The sequence below is a fragment of the Demequina muriae genome (genome assembly GCF_030418295.1).
Classification (GTDB): domain Bacteria; phylum Actinomycetota; class Actinomycetes; order Actinomycetales; family Demequinaceae; genus Demequina; species Demequina muriae.
Window position 1 is genome coordinate 1,540,860 of sequence record NZ_JAUHQA010000001.1, and the last position, 17,505, is coordinate 1,558,364.

General features: G+C 67.9%; 14 protein-coding genes. 6 read left to right on the plus strand and 8 right to left on the minus strand.

What is annotated here, in order from left to right; translation table 11 throughout:
• The first annotated feature begins 267 nt into the window (after positions 1–267).
• From QQX02_RS07230 to QQX02_RS07245, 4 genes are all read left to right on the plus strand, one after another.
• The gene (locus QQX02_RS07230) at positions 268–3,213 is read left to right on the plus strand and encodes a ribonucleoside-diphosphate reductase subunit alpha (protein WP_436968524.1); all 2,946 of its coding nucleotides are present in this window, start codon (positions 268–270) and stop codon (positions 3,211–3,213) included.
• Between the two features lie 23 nt (positions 3,214–3,236).
• Entirely contained in the window at positions 3,237–4,223 is a 987-nt protein-coding gene (locus QQX02_RS07235) for a ribonucleotide-diphosphate reductase subunit beta (RefSeq protein WP_301142166.1), read from the plus strand.
• A 237-nt stretch (positions 4,224–4,460) separates the two neighbouring features.
• Positions 4,461–5,717: a multidrug effflux MFS transporter gene (locus tag QQX02_RS07240; RefSeq protein WP_301142167.1), complete on the plus strand. Its 1,257-nt coding sequence runs from the start codon at positions 4,461–4,463 to the stop codon at positions 5,715–5,717.
• A 90-nt stretch (positions 5,718–5,807) separates the two neighbouring features.
• Entirely contained in the window at positions 5,808–6,413 is a 606-nt protein-coding gene (locus tag QQX02_RS07245; protein WP_301142168.1) for a DJ-1/PfpI family protein, read from the plus strand.
• On the opposite strand, the gene QQX02_RS07250 is transcribed toward QQX02_RS07245, so the two are convergent.
• Complete coding sequence (locus tag QQX02_RS07250; protein ID WP_301142169.1) at positions 6,410–9,415, minus strand: sigma-70 family RNA polymerase sigma factor; 3,006 nt, start codon at positions 9,413–9,415, stop codon at positions 6,410–6,412. The genes QQX02_RS07245 and QQX02_RS07250 overlap by 4 nt on opposite strands.
• Positions 9,416–9,586: 171 nt before the next feature.
• Here QQX02_RS07250 and QQX02_RS07255 point away from each other — a divergent pair, with 171 nt between their 5' ends.
• Positions 9,587–10,357, plus strand: a complete 771-nt coding sequence (locus QQX02_RS07255) for a hypothetical protein (RefSeq protein WP_301142170.1) — start codon at positions 9,587–9,589, stop codon at positions 10,355–10,357.
• 75 nt (positions 10,358–10,432) lie between these two features.
• Here QQX02_RS07255 and QQX02_RS07260 read toward each other — a convergent pair whose 3' ends face one another.
• The 7 genes from QQX02_RS07260 to dnaK form a co-directional block, all read right to left on the minus strand.
• Positions 10,433–11,242 carry an ABC transporter permease gene (locus tag QQX02_RS07260; RefSeq protein WP_301142171.1) on the minus strand — a complete coding sequence of 270 codons (810 nt, stop codon included), beginning with the start codon at positions 11,240–11,242 and terminating at the stop codon, positions 10,433–10,435.
• Positions 11,239–12,222 carry an ATP-binding cassette domain-containing protein gene (locus tag QQX02_RS07265; RefSeq protein WP_301142172.1) on the minus strand — a complete coding sequence of 328 codons (984 nt, stop codon included), beginning with the start codon at positions 12,220–12,222 and terminating at the stop codon, positions 11,239–11,241. The genes QQX02_RS07260 and QQX02_RS07265 overlap by 4 nt, the downstream gene beginning before the upstream one ends.
• 71 nt (positions 12,223–12,293) lie before the next feature.
• On the minus strand, positions 12,294–12,662 hold the full coding sequence (locus QQX02_RS07270) for a VOC family protein (protein WP_301142173.1): 369 nt from the start codon (positions 12,660–12,662) through the stop codon (positions 12,294–12,296).
• Positions 12,663–12,733: 71 nt separating this feature from the next.
• Positions 12,734–13,159 (minus strand): heat shock protein transcriptional repressor HspR, encoded by a 426-nt coding sequence (locus QQX02_RS07275; protein ID WP_301142174.1) that lies wholly within the window; start codon positions 13,157–13,159, stop codon positions 12,734–12,736.
• A 66-nt stretch (positions 13,160–13,225) separates the two neighbouring features.
• Complete coding sequence (locus QQX02_RS07280; RefSeq protein ID WP_301142175.1) at positions 13,226–14,194, minus strand: DnaJ C-terminal domain-containing protein; 969 nt, start codon at positions 14,192–14,194, stop codon at positions 13,226–13,228.
• Positions 14,195–14,226: 32 nt separating this feature from the next.
• Positions 14,227–14,820, minus strand: coding sequence for a nucleotide exchange factor GrpE (locus tag QQX02_RS07285; RefSeq protein WP_301142176.1), 594 nt, complete (start codon positions 14,818–14,820; stop codon positions 14,227–14,229).
• 69 nt (positions 14,821–14,889) lie between these two features.
• Positions 14,890–16,764 carry a molecular chaperone DnaK gene (dnaK, locus tag QQX02_RS07290; protein ID WP_301142177.1) on the minus strand — a complete coding sequence of 625 codons (1,875 nt, stop codon included), beginning with the start codon at positions 16,762–16,764 and terminating at the stop codon, positions 14,890–14,892.
• A gap of 217 nt (positions 16,765–16,981) precedes the next feature.
• Between dnaK and QQX02_RS07295 the strand changes: the two genes are divergently transcribed.
• Positions 16,982–17,452, plus strand: coding sequence for a rhodanese-like domain-containing protein (locus QQX02_RS07295; protein WP_301142178.1), 471 nt, complete (start codon positions 16,982–16,984; stop codon positions 17,450–17,452).
• The last annotated feature ends 53 nt before the right edge of the window (positions 17,453–17,505 follow it).

Genomic DNA, 17,505 nt, shown 5'->3' on the forward strand with positions numbered 1-17,505 from the left:
GACCACAAGATGTGGTGTCAATCACCCCGACTCACCCCCATATCTTGTTGCACACGGGTGTAATTCGGGTTACTGTCGTCACACGCTTCGCGCTCTTGACGGGGTCCCTCGCGAGGGGATCCCGCCCCGGCCCCAGCACTCCAACGTCAGCACCAATCACCGAGGCCGCAGGCCGCACTACAGCTCGAACTTGAGAAGCTCGAACGCAAGGGGAGAATCGTGACCATCACGGAGAACACCGCCCAGTCCGGCGTCAACGGCGACGCAGTGGCAGAGGCGGTGGCAGAGGCCAACCCGGCCCGCAACGGCATCCACGTCACCAAGCGAGACGGCACGCGCGAGCCGTACAACGCCGACCGCATCAACAAGGCCATCGAGCGCGCAGCCGAGGGCCTGCCGGACCAGATCTCGATCACCACGCAGATCGCCAGCGAGCTCGCGATCACGCTGTTCGACGGCATCACCACCGAGCAGCTCGACGAGGCCGCGATCGGCGTCGCCGTCCAGAACGTCAAGGATGACCCGTACTTCGACACCGTCGCGGCACGCCTGCTGCGCAAGGTCATCTACAAGCGCGTGCTCGGCGGCTACGAGTCCAACCTCGAGCTCGCGCTGCTGCACCAGGCCCGGTTCCCCGGATACGTGCGCGACGCCGTGGAGGAGGGACTGCTGGACACCCGCCTCGAGTCGCACTTCGACCTTGACGCGCTCGCCGCCGCGCTCGACCACGAGCGTGACGACCTCCTGAAGTACATCGGCACCGTGACCATGCGCAACCGCTACATGATCACGGATCGCCACGGCAAGGCGCTCGAGGTCCCTCAGTACTTCTGGATGCGCGTGTCGATGGGCCTCTCGCTCAACGAGGCGAACCCCACCGAGATGGCCATCAAGTTCTACGAGAAGATCTCGCGCCTGGACTACCTGCCCGCCGGGTCGACCCTGGTGAACGCCGGCACCTCGTACCCCCAGCTGTCCAACTGCTTCGTCATGCAGATGGAGGACGACATCGAGCACATCGCCAAGAGCGTGCGCGACGTCATGTGGCTCACCAAGGGCACGGGCGGCATCGGCCTGTCGGTCACCAAGCTGCGTTCCGAGGGCTCGCCGATCCGGTCGAACAACACCACGTCCACGGGCCCCATCCCGTTCATGCACACCATCGACTCGACCCTCCGGGCCGTGTCGCGTGGAGGCAAGAAGTTCGGTGCGCTGTGCTTCTACATGGAGAACTGGCACATGGACTTCGCGCAGTTCCTGGACCTGCGCCAGAACTCGGGAGACCCCTACCGCCGCACCCGCACCGCGAACACCGCCGTGTGGATCTCGGATGAGTTCATGAAGCGCGTCGAGGCGAACGATGACTGGTACCTGTTCGACCCCGCCGAGGCGCCTGACCTGGTGGAGCTCACGGGCTCGGCCTTCTCCGCACGCTATGCAGAGCTGGTGGCACTCGCCGAGGCCGGCAAGATCCGCAGCTTCAAGAAGATGAAGGCGCGCGAGCAGTACAAGTCGATCCTCATCATGCTGCAGACCACCTCGCACCCGTGGCTGACGTGGAAGGACACGATCAACAACCGTGCCCTCAACACCAACACGGGCACCATCCACCTCTCGAACCTGTGCACCGAGATCTGCCTGCCGCAGGACCGCGAGAACATTGCCGTCTGCAACCTCGCATCGGTCAACCTGTCGGAGCACCTGGTCAACGGTGCGATCGACTGGGATCGCATGGAGCAGTCGACTCGCCTGGCCGTGCGTCAGCTCGACAACCTCGTCGACATCACGCTGTCCTCAGTGCCCGAGTCGGAGTTCGCGAACCGCGAGAACCGTGCCGTGGGCCTGGGCGTCATGGGCTTCACTGACCTGACCGAGCGCCTGGGACTCGCGTACGAGTCCGAGGAGGCGTACGACCTCATCGACGAGATCATGGAGTTCGTGTCGTTCCACGCGATCGACGCCTCCGCCGATCTCGCCCGGGAGCGCGGCTCCTACTCGAACTTCGAGGGCTCCGGCTGGTCGCAGGGCAAGGTGCCGTTCGACACCATCGCCGAGGCCGAGGCAGACCGCGGCGTCGCGATCGAAGTCAACCGCACCACGCGTCAGGACTGGGACACTCTCCGCGAGAAGGTCAAGGGCGGCATCCGCAACGCCACCCTGATGGCCGTCGCGCCCACCGCGTCGATCGGTCTCGTCGCCGGCACCACCCCCGGCTTCGACCCGCAGTTCTCGCAGATCTTCTCCCGCGCCACGTCGTCGGGCAAGTTCCTCGAGGTCAACCGCAACCTTGTGCGGGACCTGCAGGAGCTCGGCCTGTGGGAGCAGCTGCGCGACCAGCTGCTCGAGGTGCAGGGCGACCTGTCGCAGCTCGAGGATGCCCCCGACCACCTGAAGGACGTCTACAAGACGTCGTTCCAGCTCTCGCCCTACGCCTTCATCGAGGTGGCGGCCCGTGCGCAGAAGTGGATCGACCAGGCCATCAGCCGCAACATCTACCTCGCCGACCGCGACGTCGAGAACATGATGGACCTGTACTCGGCGGCGTGGAAGCGTGGCGTCAAGACCACGTACTACCTGCACATGAAGCCGCGCCACACGGCCGAGCAGTCGACGGTGCGCGTGAACAAGACCGAGAAGATGAACAAGGCCAGCTCGAGCGGGACCGGCGGCGCCGCTGGCGGCCCCTCGCGTCGCGGCTTCGGAGCGCGCAAGGGCTTTGGCGGGGCATCCAAGGCGACTGAGGCGAGCGTGGCGGCCGCCGAGGCCGCGTCCGCTGTCGCAGTGACCGACGCTCCGGTCGAGGCGGCGGCTCCGGCCGCTGCACCGGCCAAGAAGGGCTTCGGAGCCGCAGCAGCAAAGGCCACGCCCGTGGCGGCGCCCGCCGAACCGCGCACGTCCACGGCGTCCATCGCCACGGCACCCGCGTCCGTACTGTCGGCGGTGGCATCGCAGGCGTTCTCCCCCGCACCGGTGGAGCAGCCTGAGGTCCCGCCCACGTCCCTGCCAGAGCCGGCCGAGTCGCCGGCTGCCACCGGTGCCGTCGAGACGGGTGCTGCACGTGCGCCCGAGGGCTCGACGGTGCTAGACGTCACCGAAAGCCTGCATGTCACTGAAAGCACCGTGGCGACGTCGATCGGGGATGCGGAGGTGGTGGGCGGAGTCGCCTGCCCCGTCGACCCGATGGAAGCGCTCCAGTGCGAGTCCTGCCAGTAGCGCTGGCAGAGAGGAACTGAATCATGGCCATTCTCGGCACCGGCATCCAAGACGGATTGCTGCTCAAGCCCATCACGTACCCGTGGGCGATGGACCTGTACAACCAGGCCGTCGCGAACACGTGGTTCCCCAACGAGATCCAGCTCGGTGAGGACCTCGCCGACTTCAAGAAGATGACGGAGGAGGAGAAGCACGCCGTCACCTTCCTGATGTCGTACTTCAACCCGAACGAGCTGCTGGTGAACAAGGCGCTCGCGTTCGGCGTCTACCCGTACATCAACGCTCCCGAGTGCCACCTGTACCTCGCGAAGCAGATGTGGGAAGAGGCCAACCACTGCATGTCCTTCGAGTACGTCCTCGAGACGTTCCCGCTGGACCGGGATGAGGCGTACAACTCCCACGTGGACGTGCCGTCGATGGCCGCCAAGGAGGAGTTCGAGGTCAACTTCATCCGTCGCATGACGGAGGAGACTCTCGACATCTCCACCACCGAGGGCAAGAAGGACTTCGTCCGCAACCTCGTGGCGTACAACATCATCCTCGAGGGCATCTGGTTCTATTCCGGCTTCATGGTCGCGCTGTCGTTCCGCCAGCGGAACCTGCTGCGCAACTTCGGCTCGCTCATGGACTGGGTGATCCGCGACGAGTCGCTCCACCTCCAGTTCGGCATCAACCTCATCCTCACGGTGCTCGAGGAGAACGAGGACCTTCAGGACCCGGACTTCGCCGACGAGATTCGCCAGATGATCATCGACGCCGTCCAGATGGAGGAGGCGTACAACCGCGACCTGCTTCCCAAGGGCATCCTCGGCCTCAACTCGGACTACGTGAACCAGTACGTCCGCTACCTCGCCGACCGCCGTCTCGAGGAGCTCGGGTTCGAGCCGTACTACAACGTGTCGAACCCGGCCAAGTGGATGGCCACCGCGAACGACACCCTTCAGTTGGTGAACTTCTTCGAGGCGACCAACACGTCCTACGAGGTCAACGCGCAGGCGACCAAGAAGTAGGACCCATCGTTCGGGGCAACGGCCCCGTGGTACGTCGGAACGGCGATTCGCTCGGATCGCCCTCGTCGCACCACGGGGCCGTTGTCATATGCCAGGGGGCTCGACTTACCAGGCGGTAGGGAATACACTGGCGTGGACGGTGTTGACCCACGTGTCCCGCTGATCGAGCTCGTGCTCTGATCGCGATCCGTTCGATGAACTCGGCATTGCCGCCCCACTCAAGAAAAGAACTCTGCTGTGACCTCGCGCATTGACACCGCTCCGCCCCGGGCGGTCGTACCCTCCTTCGGCGACACCCTGACGCGCCGCGAGCGCATCGCGTACATCTTGATCCTCGGCGCTCTCGTAGCCCTCGGCCCGTTCACGATCGACCTCTACCTGCCCGCGTTCCCAGAGGTCGCACGCGACCTCGCGGCCAGCGACGCGGCGATTCAGCTGACCCTGACCGCGACCACCATCGGATTCGGCGTGGGCCAGCTGGTCGTCGGACCGCTGAGCGATGCGTTCGGGCGCAAGGTGCCGCTCATGATCGCCACGGTGGTCCACATCCTCGCCAGCATCTTCGTGGTGTTCGCGCCCACTGTCGAGTGGGTGCTCGTGGGGCGCACGCTCCAGGGCATCGGCGCTGCCGGTGGCGCTGTGGTCGCGATGGCGATCGTGCGAGACCTGTTCAATGGCCAGCGGCTCATCAGGATGCTGTCGCGTATGGCGCTCGTCACGGGGCTCGCACCGGTGCTTGCGCCAGTGATCGGTTCTCAACTGCTGCGGGTGGTCGATTGGCGCGAGATCTTCGTCGTGCTCGCGCTCTATGGCGTGCTGATCGCGACGATCGCCGGTCTGAAGCTGCGCGAGACGCGCCCCGCTGGCCAGCGAGGAGGCGCGGGGCTCCCCGCCATGCGTGCACGGTATCGCCGCCTACTGAGCGACGGCTCGTTCGTTGGCGTCGCAGTCGTGGGTGCGATGACGTTCACCACGCTCTTCGCTTACCTCTCGGCCTCGTCGTTCGTGCTGCAGGACCAGTTCGGCCTCACTGCACAGCAGTACGGCGTGGTGTTCGGTCTCAACTCCATCGGAGTAGTGGCGGGCACCCAGTTCGCAGCGCGGCTGATGAGAGTGGTCGCCCCCCGGGCCGTGGCCACGGCAGGAATCATCGTGATGAGCACCGGCGCAGTGTCCCTGCTGCTGTTCGCTCAGCTCGAGTCGGGGCTGCTCGGCGTGGTCATCCCGCTGTTCTTCGTCGTGTCGCCGCTCGGCTTCATCATGCCGTCGGTCCAGGTCATGGCGTTGGAGAACCACGGGTCCGAGGCAGGCACCGCCGCATCCCTGATCGGCGCGATGAACTTCGGCGTCGCCGGGCTCATCTCTCCGGTCGTCGGTCTCATGGGAGCGTCCGCGACGTCCATGGCGATCGTGATGATCGGCGCGCTCTCGGTCGCGCACGCGAGCCTGTGGCTGGTGGTGCGCCCGCGTACCTCCGGCGACGTCGTCAGGTGATGCACACCTGAACTCGCGGTCGCGCTCGGTCGGGCTCGGTCGGGCTCGTAGCGTTTCGATGAGGTCCGCGAGCCCGCTACGGTAGTGCCCATGACCGCGCGCATCGGCATCCTCGTGTACGACGGCTTCGACATCATCGATGCGGGCGGCCCGTACGAGGTCTTCCTCACCGCCTCCCGTCTCGCTGAGCGGGATGGACTGGAGCCGGCCTTCACGGTCGAGTTAGTGAGCCCCGGTGGACGCGACGTGGTCGCGTACGGCGGGATGACGCTGACGGCGCTGAGCGATGCTGATGAGTCGCGCGACTATGACGTCCTGGTGGTCCCCGGCACGATCGACATCGACTCGGCACTCGGCGAGACCCGCATCGGATCCTCGCTACGGACTCTTGCCGACCAGGCGTCGGTCACCACGTCGGTCTGCACCGGTTCCTTCCTGCTGGCACACCACGGCCTCCTCGACGGGGCTCCGGCGACCACGCATTGGGAGGACGTCGACGCGCTGCGTGCCGCCGGCGTGGCCGACGCGCGCGAGGGCGTGCGCTGGGTCGACGAGGGCGGCGTCGTGACGAGCGGCGGGCTCACGTCCGGCATGCACATGGCGCTGCACATCGTGGCGCGGCTCCTCGGCGAACCGATGGCGCACCGGACCGCACGCCAGCTCGACATGGACTGGAGCGCCGACCCGGCACGCTAGTCGTCGACGATGATCTCGCCGAGGTCGTCGTCAGAGTCAGCGCCCTCGTACGAGATCGTGACCGCGATCGAGCCGACCAGGTACTGGTCGCCATTCGACCGCGCGGTGAGCGTGTGGAGGCCCGGTGTCAGGTCGCCCACTTCCTCGAACTCCTTGGCATCGACGCCAAGCGAGTTGGCGAAATCGGAGCCGTGTGCGGTGGAGTCCGCGCCGTTCGAGGCCCAGAGCGCGCGCTCGGAGGCGCTGGCGAATACTCGCTGGGTGCCGTTCCAGCGCACCGGCACGAGCCGCTCACCGTCGAGTTCGAGAGTGTCGCCGCCGAGATTGCGATCTGCTTCCCACGTGACCCAGTCGACCTCCACGTCCGCATCCACATTGGTCGAGAACACGAACTCCGGGGAGGAGCTGGGCGAGACCCACTCGCGCCCCGCGAACAGCGCAATGCGGGAGTCGGGGAGGTCAGCCTGTCGGTAGACCACCGAGAGCGCGAAGCCGGCGTAATAGGTGCGGTCGTTGTCGTACCGGGTGGCCGCAGTGGCGATGTCCGCGACCGACCAGGCACCGGCGCCGTGCTCGGCGACCAGGTCGGTGACGTCGGCGCGAGACTGGTAGTAGTGGCGACCATCCGGAAGCGCGGATGACCCGTCCAGGACTTCGTCCGCGGTGATCGAGATGTAGTCATCGCTGTCAGGCGCACGCAGGCGAGCCTGCGCGAGGTCTTCAGTCCAGGAGTCGCGGCCCACGCGGTTCGCTGACCACTCCAGGCTCGCGTACACCACCTCGGCGTCGGCGGGGATGTCGAGAAGCGTCGTCGCGGAGACGGTCTCGCCGTCGGCGCGGTTGAGATTGGCCATCATGAAGGAGTTGTTGTTGACGTCGCCGCCCGTGGGAGTGTTCGGGCCTGCGAACATCGCCTGGCGGCAGGAGGTCTCGTCGAGGTTGCAGCCGAGGAGCGGGGATCCCACCGTCGCGACCGCGAGGCCTCCGTCGCCCGTGAAGATCGGGTCGAGGTCCTCGTCGGACTCCGCGATCGCCGTGTCGACCTCATACGAGTACTCGTGGGCGCCTCCGGACACGTGGAAGCGGGTCTTGGAACCCGCAGCCAGTGGTCCCTCCGGAAGCGCGAGGGGCAGCGTCAGTGAGGCATCCTCGTTCGGCCCGAGGTCATCGTGCGTGCAGGTCGCGGTGGCGCGGTCGCTGTCGACTTCGCACTCCCAGCCCGTGGCCACGAACACCGAGCCTTCGGCGAAGGCGAGCCGCGCGTCGATCCGCTGAGCGCTGTTGAGCGCCATGCCGCTGTCACCACCCGAAGGCGGGGCAAATGCCAGGCCATCGGGGAGCTGAATGGTCGCCTCGAGATCGGTCGCGGATCCTGCGCCTGTGTTGGACACCGTCATGGACAGCTGAGGCGACGAGCGCGTGATCTCGAGGTAATCGAGTGCTCCCGCCGAGAGCCTCAGGTTTGCTGGCACGACAGTCGGGTCGGTCGGGTCCGTCGGATCGGTGGGATCGGTCGGGTCGGTCGGGTCCGTGGGGTCCGTCGGGTCGGTGGGGTCCGTCGGGTCGGTGGGGTCGGTGGGGTCGGTCGGGTCGGTCGGGTCCGTGGGGTCCGTCGGATCGGTCGGGTCGGTCGGATCGGTGGGACCACTGCTGCCGCCGCCCGTGCCACCCGTGCCGCCTGTGTTTCCATCGGTCGTGCCACCCGAGCCGGTGTCGGATCCCGGCGATTCCGAGCCGCCGGAGGCATCAGAGCCGGTGACGCTCCCGCCTGCGCCGACACCAGACCCGGTGATGCCGTCGACCACGAGGGGAGGAGCCTCCGCGGATGGCGCGGGAGACGGCACAGCGCTGGCCTCGGGCACGGGGGAGGGTGCCGTCGTCGGCTCGGTCTCTGGCGACGGTGACGTCGATGGCGAGACCTCGGGGACGACGGGGCCTTCCGCGCGGTCGAGCCCGTCTCCTGGTGTCAGCCATCCCAGGATGCTGGCGCCACTGATGGCGAGCGCCGTGGCCGCGACGACCGCCGCAGCGGGCAGGGCGAGGTGCGAGACCACACCGATGAGCCCGGCGATTCCTCCCGCGCCAGCGGCCGCACCGCCGGCGCCGGCGGCACCCGCACCCGCGGCCCCAGCGCCACTCGCACCGGACGCGCCGAGTGTCGCGGCTCCCTGCGGTCCCAGCGCGCCGCCGATCGGCATGCCGCCCTCGAGCGCACCGGCACCGAGCACGCCCATGAACAGCGGTGCGATGATGCCGCGCATGCCGCGGTTGACGTCTTCAAGTTCCGCGACCAGTGCCGCGCAGCGCTCACAGCTGCGCACATGCACATCGACTCGGGAGTGCTCGCGCTTGGACAGGCCGCCGCGGACGTACGCGCCCAGCTGAGCGTTCGCCTCGAGGCAGTCCGCGGACTCTGAGGTGTTCAGGTGCTGCTGGAGGTAGGCCTGCCGCAGAGCCTCTCGAGCCCGGTAGGCGAGGGCCGCGACGCCGTTCGCACTCAGCCCGAGCAGCGGGGCGATCTCCTTGGGGTTCTTCTTCTCGACCTCGGTGTACCAGAGCACCGCCTGCCAACGCTCGGGGAGCGACTTGAACGCGTCCGCCACCATGCCGTGCTCGAACCCGTCAAGCGCGGGCTCGTCGGACGACGGTCCGTACCCGATGGCGGACTCATACGGCGACATGTCGTCACGGGGCTTGGTGCGAATGCCCTTGTCGATGATGTCCATACCGGTGCGCCGCACGATGGTGAAGAGATAGGCACGGAAGGCGAGGTCCGGGCCATCGCCTCGCTGGAGCGCGCGCAGGACACGGGAGAACGCCTCTGACACCACGTCGTCGACATCGCTCGGGGAGTTCGTATATTGGTACGCGACCTTCCGTGCCGCGTCCGCGTGCCTCTCGTAGAGCACACCAAAGGCCGCCGAGTCGCCGGCACGCACGCCGGCGATCAGCTCGGGATCGCTGGACGTTTCCGTCCACAGTGCGATCGCCTCAGATGTCATCTACTGGGGCCCCCTCCACGGCAAGTCCGAGGATTGTGGATACATGTTCCCTGTAAGTGCGTATGCAAAGCAAGAGGCCAGGAGGGCAATAGATCACATTCGTCCCCAAGCGGAACGAAGATTCTTCGAAATCTGCCGTCATAGTGCGGCGTCACGGGCGTCTCATCCGGCATGAGCAGTGAGACCCACATTCCCGTGCCAGGAGCGCCAGCGCTTCTGCAGCGGTGGGAGAGCGCGAGCATCGATTCGGTGTGGTTGCGCCCGGGTGACTGGTACACCCCGGCGACCGAGGCGCTCGTCGAGGCCCTCGAGGCACGACTCGACACGGCTCCCGCCGCCTACCGACTCGGCCAGGCGCGCTCCGCCGCGGGTGTGGGCATCACCGAGGCGATCGACGACATGGCGGTGCTGTTCCGTGCCGCTGGCTTCGAGTCCGCGCCGATTCGCTCGATCCGCGCCCTGTGCGAGGGCTGGACTGCTGGCACCATTCCCACGATGGATGCCCCGGCGATGACCGATGCGGAGTCCGGGCTCGGCACCGCCGAGTACCTCTCTCAGCGCCTCGCTGAGGTGTACGGCGCCGCAGCGCGTCTCGCGCAGGTGGTGGGCGAAACCTATGCTCTCGTGATGGTCGACGTGTCTGTCGAGAGCACAGATCCGTGGCAGCGCATGGCGCGCAATGCTGCGACGGGTGCCGCACTTCGCGGCACCTATGGCGAGGGCCACCCGATGGCGCGCCTGGGCGACGGACTCTACGCGGTGCTCGTTGAGCGCGGCGAGACGCTCGGTGCGGGCCTCGCGTCCTTGCGGGACCACCTGTCTGACCGGGCTGCGGCCATGAAGGTCGACAGTCTGATGCGTCAGCCTCCGCGCGTGTGGATCGAGTCTCTCCCCGGTACCCACGCGTACGCCTGCGAGCTCGTGGAGTCGCTGCAGCGGTAGGAGACGTCACCCCGGACGAGGGTCTGGCACCGCGCTGAGGGCGGTGCCAGACCCTCTCCCCGTTTCAGGGGGGGGTCACGCCCGCCTGTTGTAGGCGCGGATCGCGAGCGGCGCGAACACCACCACCAGACCGACGCACCAGGCGAGTGTCCAGGCGACGTGGGTCTGCCACTCGCCCATGCCGCCCCAGAGCGCACGCAGGGACTCGATCAAGTGCGTGAGCGGGTTGGCGTTGGAGAACGCCTCGAGCCACCCCGGCATGGTCGACGGGTCGACGAATGCACTGGACGCGAAGGTGAGCGGGAACAGCGTCATGAACACGATGCCCTGGACCGACCGCTCCGACCTCGCGATGAGCCCGACCAGCATGGGCGCCCACGCGAGGCACAGCGCGAACAGGATCGCGAGCAGGCAGCCGGCAAGGAAGCTCACCACGTCGGTGGCGATGCGGTAGCCCAGCACGTAGCCCGTGCCGACCATGATCGTGATGAGCAGCACGTACCGCACCACGTCCCCGAGCGCTGCGCCCAGCAGCGGAGCGATCCGCGAGATCGGCAGAGCGCGGAACCTGTCGAAGATGCCCTTCGCCATATCCGAGTTCAGCTGGATGCCGATTCCCACGGACGCGAAGGCGATGTTCTGCCCGATGATGCCGGGGATCAGGAAGACCAGATAGTCGCTCGCTGAGCCGGCGATCGCTCCGCCGAAGATGTACGTGAACAGCAGCGTGAACATGATCGGCGACAGCGTGACGTCGATGAGGCCTTCAGGAGTGCGCCACGTCTTGACGAGCGACCGCTTGGCGAGCACCCACGAATGCCGGAACACATCGACCGGGCCGCGGGGGATGATGTCGATCGCCCGGGTCACGCTCTCGGTGGTCATGCCGCCTCCTCGCCATCGCGCGCCTCGCTCGGCACCCGCTGTCGTTCTCCCGTGAGCGTGAAGAACACCTCGTCGAGGCTCGGCAGCTGCAGCGACAGCTCCGTCACGGGAATCCCGTCGCCGCGGAGGCGTGCGACCACGTCAGCGAGCGCGCCGTCGTCGACGACCGGCACGGAGTACTCGCCGGGCCGATGCTCATCGATCGGTGCGCCGTCTGCGGCGACCCCGGCGAGGAGGTCCCGCACCGCCTGGGCGTCGGCGGCGTCCGCGGGCCTCACGCGGAGAGTCTGCGAGCCGACCACGCGCTTGAGGTTGTGCGCCGTGTCATGCGCGATCACCTGACCGTGGTTGATCACCACGATGTCGTCTGCCAGGGCATCGGCCTCTTCCAAGTACTGCGTGGTGAGCAGCACCGACGTGCCTTGGGACACGATGTCCCGCACCACGTCCCACATGTCCTCGCGCTTGGCGGGGTCGAGGCCAGTGGTGGGCTCGTCGAGGAACACCACCTCCGGATGCCCGGTCAGCGATGCCGCCAGGTCCAGGCGCCGCCGCATTCCGCCCGAGTAGGTCTTGAGGGTGCGGTCCGCAGCGTCGGTGAGGTCGAACCAGGACAGCAGGTCCTTGGCACGCGCCTTCGCATCGGCGCTCCGCATGTTCAGCAGCGCCGCGATCATCAGCAGGTTCTCGCGACCCGTGAGCTCCTCGTCCACCGAGGCGTACTGCCCGGTGAGTCCGATGCGCTTGCGGACCTCCGCCGGCTGGCGCTCGGCGTCGAAGCCCGCCACTCGCGCGCTGCCGCCGTCGGCACGCAGGAGGGTCGCAAGAATGCGTACCGCGGTGGTCTTGCCGGCGCCGTTGGGGCCGAGCACCCCCAGCACGGTGCCACGAGGCACGGTGAGGTCGACGCCTCTCAGCGCCTTCGTGTCCTTGAAGTTCTTGACGAGGCCTTCTGCCTCTACTGCGTTGTCATTCGCCATGGCGCCAGACTAGGTCCGCCCTGTGACATCCGCGCGGCTGTTCGCCAGGGGCGTGAGGGCCGATGCGCGGGTCAGGGAAGGGCCCACACCGCGAGCTCGAGACCGCTCGGGTCCGTGAAGTGGAACCTGCGCCCGCCGGGGAAGTCGAACGGCTCGCGCGTGATGGAGCCGCCGGCGGCACGCACCGAGCCGAGCGAGGCCTCGAGGTCGCGGGAGAACAGCACGACGAGCACTCCGCCCGGCTGGACCACTCCGACCTCCGACAGCCCGCCGCACTCGCGGCCGTCTGCGGCGACGATGCCGCGATAGCCGGGGCCGTACGGCACCATCCTCCACCCGAATGCCGCCTCGTAGAAGCGCTCGGAGGCGTCGAGGTCGGTCGCAGGGATCTCGACGTAGTCCGGCGCATGATGAGTGTGGGGCGACTCGGAATCGGCCATGGGCTCATGGTCGACCTGACGCGCAGCGTCGTCAAGAGGTCCGGCAGAAAGCCGTCTCGCGCGCGAGCGGCTCAGTCCTGCGCGTTGCGAGACGCAGAGCGCCACAGCACGAGCGAGCGGCCCTCGTCCTTGCGTGCGCGCCTGCCGCGCTCGACGATCACCACGGACCCGGTGGGGCCCGACGCGAAGATTCGCGATCCGGTGTCGGCTCGTGGGCGCAGCTTCTCGACCTCGGTCTCGAGCCGATCCACGCGCTTCTGCAGCGCCAGGATGCGCTTGATGCCCTCGAGGTTGATGCCCTCGTCCTGGCTCATGCGCTGGATCTGACGGAGCGTGGCCACGTCGCGGAGCGAGTATCGCCTGCCGCCGCCGGGGCGTCGCCGAGGGATCACCAGCCCCAGTCGGTCGTACTGCCGGAGCGTCTGCGCGTGCATGCCCGCGAGCTCAGCGGCGGCTGAGATCAGGAAGACGGGCTCGTCGACATCGGGAGTGTCCACGGCGCCTCCTTCCTTGGCCGCACCTGCGGTGCGCTCAATCTATCGCCGATGCGCGCATCGGCCGGTCTACTTCGCCGCGTCGCGGTACAGGTCCTTGCGCGGTTCATCCTTGGCGGTCTCCAGGGCGAACGCCTGCAGCACCTCCTTGGCCTTGCGGGAGAGACGGCTGGGCACCGCGACCTCGACCGTCACGAGCAGGTCGCCCGCGCCGTCCTTCGCCTGGAGCCCGCGTCCCTTGATGCGCAGCGTCTTGCCGCTGGGCGTGCCCGCGGGAATCTTGACCTTGACCCGGCCGCCGTCGAGCGTCGGCACCTCGACCGTCGCGCCGAGCACGGCCTCGTCATAGGTGACGGGCACGGTGATGTGCAGATTGCGTCCGTCGGCGGAGAACACGGGGTGCTTGGCGACGCGCACCGTGAGCAGCAGATCGCCCGCCGGTCCGCCGTTCGCGCTGGGCCTGCCCTTGCCTCGCAGCCGGATCTTCTGGCCGTCGCGCACGCCCACGGGGAGTCGGGTCGTGATGTCGCCGGTTGCGGTGCGCAGCGTGATGGTCGCGCCTTCGGTCGCCTGGCGGAACGAGACCTCGGTCGCGGCCGCGATGTCCGTGCCCTTGACCGGACCGCGCTGGAAGCCCCCGCCGAACAGGTTGCCCAGCATGTCCTCGAAGCCCTGCGCGCGGTACTGCGGGCCACCGGCGCCAGGTGCCCCCGGCCCACCGGCGCCGCCGCCGAACATGCCAGAGAAGACGTCCTCGAAGCCGGCGCCGCCCGGGCCTCCAGCCTGGAACCTGGGCCCCCCGCCGCCCATCGCCCGCACGGCGTCATACTGCTGGCGCTGCTTGGGGTCGGACAGCACGCCGTAGGCCTCGCCGACCTCCTTGAAGCGCTCCTCTGACGTCGTATCGCCGAGGTGGCGGTCCGGGTGGAGGTCACGTGCGAGCTTGCGGTACGCCTTCTTGATCTCGTCCGCGCTCGCGTCCTTGGAGACGCCCAGCGCCGCGTAGAAGTCCTTGCTGAACCAGTCCTGACTCGTCACTGCACGCCTCCTCTCGGCTCGCTTGTGGGAACTTACTCGGGCTGCGACACGATGACGCGCGCGGGGCGCACCACCCGGTCGCCGATGCGGTGGCCCGGCTGGGCCACATGCTGGACCGTCGGAACCTCGACGTCAGGGGAGGGCTGTGACATGAGCGCCTCGTGGAGCTGCGGGCTGAACTCCTCGCCCGCCGCCCCATACGTCGACCAGCCGAAGCGGCCGAGTGCCTCTTCCACCTTGGTGGCGATGGCCTTGAACGGCCCGTCCTCGAGGTCGCCATGCTCGCGCGCGGCCACGATGTCGTCGAGCGCGGGGATGAGCGCCTCGACCACCTTCGCGGTGGCGACGTCGCCGGCGGCCTCACGATCGCGGTCCACGCGCTTGCGATAGTTCACGTACTCCGCCTGGAGTCGCTGCAGGTCCGCAAGGTGCTCCGCGGCCATCTGCTGGGCGCGGTCGATCGCATCGGCCGCTCCCTGCTCGTCCGCGTCGGCGTCTCCGTACTCGCCGTCGTCCATGCTGGCGGCGGCCTCGTTGACGATCGCCTCCGCGTCGGCCAGCGGGTCGTTGTCGCCCCCCTGATCGGGCTGGGGGTTCTCGTCGGGCGTCTGGTTGTTGTCAGTCATGTGAGCCTCCGTGAGCGGCCGCGGCGGCGGACGTGGGGCGTGCAGCCCCACGCCCGCCGGGTAGCGGTGCTACTTCTTGTCGTCTTCGTCGTCGACGATCTCGGCGTCGACGACATCGTCGTCGGCGTCGGGCGTGGGCTCCTGGCCCTCGCCGGCCGGTGCACCCTCGGCGCCCTCGGCGTCTTCAGACTGCTGAGCGGCGTAGACCGCCTCGCCGATCTTCTGCGCCTTCTCGACGAGCGTGTCGTGCTTGGCCTTGATGTCGGCCACGTCGTCGCCCTCGAGCGCCGTCTTGACGTCGGCGATCGCGGACTTGACCTCGTCGGCCGTCTCCGCAGGAACCTTGTCCTCGTTCTCGGACAGGATCTTCTCCGTGGAGTACGCGAACGTCTCGGCGTTGTTGCGGGTCTCTGCGTCCTCGCGGCGCTTCTTGTCTTCTTCCGCGTGCTCCTCGGCGTCCTTGACCATCTTCTCGATGTCTTCCTTGGACAGCGCCGAGCCGCCGGTCACCGTGATGGACTGCTCCTTGCCGGTGCCGCGGTCCTTGGCGCCCACGTGCACGATGCCGTTGGCGTCGATGTCGAACGTGACCTCGATCTGCGGCACGCCGCGCGGGGCCGGCGCGATGCCGCCCAGCTCGAAGGTGCCGAGCATCTTGTTGTCACGGGCGAACTGACGCTCGCCCTGGTAGACCTGCACGAGCACGGATGGCTGGTTGTCCTCCGCGGTCGAGAAGACCTCCGACGACTTGGTGGGGATCGCCGTGTTGCGCTCGATGAGCGTGGTCATCACGCCGCCCTTGGTCTCGATGCCGAGGCTCAGCGGGGTGACGTCGATGAGCAGCACGTCCTTGCGCTCACCGGAGATGACGCCGGCCTGCAGCGCGGCTCCCACGGCGACGACCTCATCGGGGTTGACGCCCTTGTTGGGCTCCTGGCCTCCGGTGAGCTCCTTGACGACCTCGGTCACCGCGGGCATGCGGGTCGAGCCGCCCACGAGCACCACGTGGTCGATCTCGGACAGCTTGATGCCGGCGTCCTTGATGACCTGGTTGAAGGGCGCCTTGGTCCGCTCGAGGAGGTCCTTGGTCATCTCCTGGAACTGCGCGCGGGTGAGGCGGGTGTCCAGGTGGACGGGCCCGTTCTCTCCGATCGACAGGTACTGCAACGAGATGTTGGTGCTGGTCGCGCTCGACAGCTCCTTCTTGGCCTGCTCGGCCGCCTCGCGCAGGCGCTGCACCGCGGACTTGTCCTTGGCCAGGTCGATGCCCTCGGAGTTCTTGACCTCCTTGATGAGGAAGTCGACGATGCGCTGGTCCCAGTCGTCACCGCCCAGGCGGTTGTCACCGGCGGTGGAGCGCACCTGGATGGTGGAGAAGTCGTCCTCGTCCTTGCCGACCTCGAGGAGGGACACGTCGAACGTGCCGCCACCCAGGTCGAAGACCAGGATGAGCTCGTCCTCCTTGCCGCGGTCGAGCCCGTAGGCGAGCGCGGCGGCGGTGGGCTCGTTGACGATGCGCTGGACCTTGAGGCCCGCGATCTCGCCGGCGTCCTTGGTGGCCTGGCGCTCGGCGTCGTTGAAGTACGCGGGGACGGTGATGACGGCCTCGGTGACCTTCTCGCCCAGGTACTCCTCGGCGTCGCGCTTGAGCTTGCCGAGGATGCGCGCGGAGATCTCCTGTGCGTTGTACTTCTTGCCGTCGATCTCGTGCGACCAGTCGGTGCCCATGTGGCGCTTCACGGACGCGATGGTGCGGTCCACGTTGGTGACGGCCTGGCGCTTGGCGATCTCGCCGACCAGCACCTCGCCCGTCTTCGAGAACGCGACCACCGACGGGGTGGTGCGGGCGCCCTCGGCGTTGGCGATGACGGTGGGCTCGCCGCCCTCCAGCACGGTCACCACGGAGTTCGTGGTGCCCAGGTCGATGCCTACTGCTCGTGACATTGGTGTCCTCCTTCTTGTGCGGTCGTTCCGACCGCGACGTCTGCCGGCTCGTAACTTGAGCCGCCTACGCTCAAGTATCCACGTCGCGCCGGGCCTGTCAAGCCGGAAGGCCAAGAGTTGAGCCCTTCACGCTCAACATTGGTACTCAGGCGCCCCCGCCGCCGAGGTGCCAGGCGGGCCTCGACTGGCATGTGTGGCCCCGAGTAGCCTCCGGAGCATGACGACACCCGCCGATGCTGCCGCCCACTTCGCGGCCAAGCTCGCCTTCGAGACCGATCCGTCCGACGTCCACGCAGCCCTCGAGGCGGCCGATGCGCGGCTCGTGCTGGTGGACACGCGAGACCAAGCGGCCTGGGACCAGGGGCACGCTCGCGGTGCCCTCCACATTCCCAAGGCGCAGCTCCCGGCGCGCATTCCCGAGGTTGCCGAGGCCGGCAGCGAGATCGTCGTGTACTGCTGGGGGCCGGGGTGCAACGGGGCGACCCGTGCCGGGCTGATCGTCGCCGGTCTCGGCTACTCCGTGAAAGAGATGATCGGCGGGTTCGAGTACTGGGCTCGCGAGGGCATGCCAGTCGACCAGGTCATCGAGGTCGAGGGTCGGCGCGTGGACGTGGACGCGACTCGTGCGCCCGACCCGCTCACGGCGCCGGCTGGCCCGGCGGGCGAGCGCATCGCCTGCGACTGCTGAGGGGCGTGCAAGGGACTCGGATCGACTGAGCGCGCTCGCCGGCGCTGAGCACC